The following is a 3,389-nucleotide window of genomic DNA, read 5'->3' as shown; positions in this document are numbered from 1 at the left end:
AAATCAGCGATTTACTTGGGGAATGTGGGGTAAGGCCGCCTCAGTGGGCGGCCTCTTTCATTAAGCTGGCTCGCCGTCCTTGTTGAGCAACGGCAACGCGAGCGTTTCATCGTACCTCGGATGGACCCGATCTAGCTTCACTTCGAAATCTTCGTATTGGTCGCTGAGTTTCATAATCGTTGTTACCGAAGTTAGGTGCTCGCGCATCTTGGGATGCCCAATATCTTCCGTTAATCGCCGCGTGAACGGGTATTTCCGTCCTTTCCCATTTTCTCTTTTAGGGACTATCGCTCGCATCTCTTCCAACACACCCGGGGCCAACCTTGCCCAAACAATGTCATTGGTAAGATGGCCGAAATATTGGGGTTTTTTGCTACTGTCTCTCGGAAACTCTAGACCTCGCAAGCGAAACAGATTCTCATAAAACTCACTCGGGAAAAGCCGAATGTATGGCCGCAGTTCTTTGGCGATGAATTGCTCAAGAATCTCCGCAAGCGCATCGCGCGCTCTGTCTTTTTGATATCCAGTGGCCTCGTCGACCAGCGCGACGATACCGACCCGCATCAGACCGCGAGCTATCAATTCGCATTGTGCGGCGATGTGAAGTTGTCTCGGATGCAATGCGCCGTCGGCGCGGGCTTGAAGGACGGCCTCACAAATTCCTGGCAGAACCTCTGCGTCATAGCCGAGGGCGCGCCGCATACCGGCACCATGCACTTTGACCCGAAATGGAATTGGATTTCTTATCGCATTGAGCAAGTCATTGGAAATGTAGGAACTTAAGGCATTTCCTGTCGCAAAACGCTGGAGTCTATCGCCTTGACCGGAGGAGAACGATCCTGCACCTCCGCGCGCCATTCCTAGCGCAGCGATCATTCCTCGGTCCGTAAGAACGCGCTTCTCATTATCCAAAACGTAACAAGGCACCTCGAGCGCCCCGATCCGCAGCGGCCGGTCAGACGAGCCATAAATCGCATATGGCAAGTCGCCAGCCCAACGCGCTTTTGCCGCTGCCTGAGCGATCTCTTTACGTTGATCTCCAGAGAGCGAATTGGCCCTAGCGAGGCCGCCTTTGGCTTTCCCAGTGGGTTCACTATCCACAATTCCCTCCTATCAATGCTTGCATTATAGGTGGATTATGATTTTTTGCAAGCATATACTTGCATGTTCCCTCAGGCTGTGCATAATCGGGCCATGGTTACTCGGATACACACAAGCAAACGCCCCGCCAGCCTTTCGGCTGGCGGGGCGTTTTTGTGTGCGGAAGCGTGGCAGAGTGGCCTATCGCACCGAGCTTACCCCTCGGCGGACCTTTGGGCGTCCATACCCCTCGCAGGGTCCCGTGAGTTCGAATCTCACCGCTTCCACCATCAAACCAGTGGGGCCGTCGCCGTTGGCGCGGAAACGACCCCCGATTACCGCCCCGGGGATGAGCCCGACGCGACAACCGTTCTGGTCAATATACGCCTTGGCGGGCGTGTCTGCCAGAGTCGCCCGAGCCATCCCTTCAACCCGAAGGATGAGCTTCGTGAACGTACTTTCCCGCGAAAAGCAGATTGAAGTCATTGCCGCCCTCTGCGAAGGCGTCGGCATCCGCACCGCCTCGCGCCTGACCGGCGTGAACCGGGGCACCGTCGCCAGCTTGGCGCTCCGCGTTGGTCTTGGCTGCGTTGAACTTCACGACCGCATCATGGTCGGCGTCCGCACCAACCGGCTCGAATTGGACGAAACCTGGTCCTACGTTGGCAAGAAGCAAAAGAACACGAAGCCGCACGAAACGCAGAAGGGCGACCAGTACGTTTTCATCGGCATGGCCGCGAACCAGAAGGCTATTGTCTCCTACTGGATCGGCAAGCGCGACACCGCCAACATGGAAGCCTTTATCGGCGATCTGCGCGGGCGCGTGATCGGCCAGCCGGAAATCTCAACGGACGGCTTTCATCCCTACCGCCCGGCGATCCGCGACGCCTTTGGAGAGAACGCCTCCCATGGCGTGATCGTAAAGACCTATAGCGTAACCAACCTCGCGAAGGACGCAGCTACGCGCTACTCCCCCGCTGCCGTAGTAGCTGTAAGCCGTGACGTAGCCGCTGGCGCGCCGGAATACATTTCCACCAGCTACGTCGAGCGCCAGAACCTGTCGCTCCGCATGTCGTCGCGCCGGTTCACGCGCCTCACCAACGGCTTTTCAAAGAAGCTGGATAACCACTGCGCCGCCGTCGCCTTGTACGTCGCGCACTACAACCTCTGCCGCACCCATGAAGCTCTCCGCACGACGCCAGCGAAGGCCCTTGGTGTTGCGGACAAGGTTTGGACCATCGCACAGTTGGTGGATGCGGCACTGGCTGTTGCGCCAGCCCTGCCAAAGGAAACGCCGCCAGAGCGGCGGCGCGCATTCACGGTAATTCAAGGAGGAAAGCCATGATTTATTTGCGTTTTCGACCCGCAACACTATCTTGGAACCGGGAACTGTGTGGGAAATGATACACTTCGGTGTTGTTTAAACGCGCCCCTCAAATTACGAATCCTTAATAGGTTTCAATGCTTTACGCCGGGATAGTGAGTTAAAACATCTTGACAAATGACGAAATATCCCCCATATCCACATCTATCCACGCTGTCGGTTTACCGGCAGCCCCCGGCGGCCCTCGTGCCGCCGGTTCTATTTTAAGGGCAGCCGTCTATATCGACGGATTCAACCTTTACCACGCAATTGCTGACTTAGGCGCACCCCACTTAAAGTGGGTGAATTTGCATGCCCTATCCCAGCAAATAATCCGCAAAAATGAGCGCCTAGAGCGAGTGGTCTGGTGTACAGCCGTCAACACCAAAAACACTCAAAAAATGCTCCGCTGGCGCGAGTACAAGAAAGCGCAAGAGTCGGTCGGCGTGGTGACAATGGTGGGACATTTCACTGAAGAGCCGCGCCGCTGCCACGAGGGGCACAATTACTTCCACCCGACCGAAAAAGAAGGCGACGTAAATCTCGCCATCAGCGTCATTAGCGACGGCCACTTGGATGTTTACGATGTTGCATATGTCGTGTCGGCTGATTCGGATCAGGTGGCCACTGCGAAAATGTTGGCGGATCGCCTGCCAAAGAAACAGTTCATTTCGGTAGCCCCTCCGGGCCGAAGCCACAGCAAAGAAATCATCAGCAATAGCCACGGCACTCGCACGATCCGACGCGAGGTTATTGAAAATTGTCTGTTTGAAGGGCCTACAATTATCCAGAATGGCGAGTTGAAGGCAGCGCGCCCGGCTTTGTACGCTCCTCCACAGAACTGGAAGCCAGCGAACTTGTAGTGGCCTAGTTCGCTTTTGCCAGTGGCCTAATTCGGCCAGTACCGGAGGTCGGGTATGACCTGCACCCCTGATTGCCCTCGTTT

At 56.0% G+C, this 3,389-nt stretch carries 3 protein-coding genes and 1 tRNA gene; 3 read left to right on the top strand and 1 reads right to left on the bottom strand.

What is annotated here, in order from left to right; genetic code table 11:
• Positions 1-60: 60 nt before the first annotated feature.
• Positions 61-1,101, bottom strand: coding sequence for a P63C domain-containing protein (locus I554_RS0124485; protein WP_024578148.1), 1,041 nt, complete (start codon positions 1,099-1,101; stop codon positions 61-63).
• A gap of 161 nt (positions 1,102-1,262) precedes the next feature.
• Here I554_RS0124485 and I554_RS27090 point away from each other — a divergent pair.
• The 3 genes from I554_RS27090 (at position 1,263) to I554_RS0124475 (ending at position 3,306) form a co-directional block, all read left to right on the top strand.
• Positions 1,263-1,370 (top strand) — tRNA-Val (locus I554_RS27090).
• Between the two features lie 149 nt (positions 1,371-1,519).
• Positions 1,520-2,425, top strand: coding sequence for a transposase (locus I554_RS27085; RefSeq protein ID WP_152527748.1), 906 nt, complete (start codon positions 1,520-1,522; stop codon positions 2,423-2,425).
• Between the two features lie 149 nt (positions 2,426-2,574).
• Positions 2,575-3,306 (top strand): NYN domain-containing protein, encoded by a 732-nt coding sequence (locus I554_RS0124475; RefSeq protein WP_024578150.1) that lies wholly within the window; start codon positions 2,575-2,577, stop codon positions 3,304-3,306.
• Positions 3,307-3,389: the final 83 nt, after the last annotated feature.

The sequence above is a fragment of the Afipia sp. OHSU_II-C1 genome, from assembly GCF_000497575.1.
In the GTDB taxonomy this organism is placed as follows: Bacteria; Pseudomonadota; Alphaproteobacteria; order Rhizobiales; family Xanthobacteraceae; genus Afipia.
This window is presented reverse-complemented; position numbering and strand designations above follow the sequence as displayed.

Excerpts from the sequence above, each read along its gene's own strand:
- I554_RS27085 (WP_152527748.1), top strand. The coding sequence starts at position 1,520 with ATGAGCTTCGTGAACGTACTTTCCCGCGAAAAGCAGATTGAAGTCATT.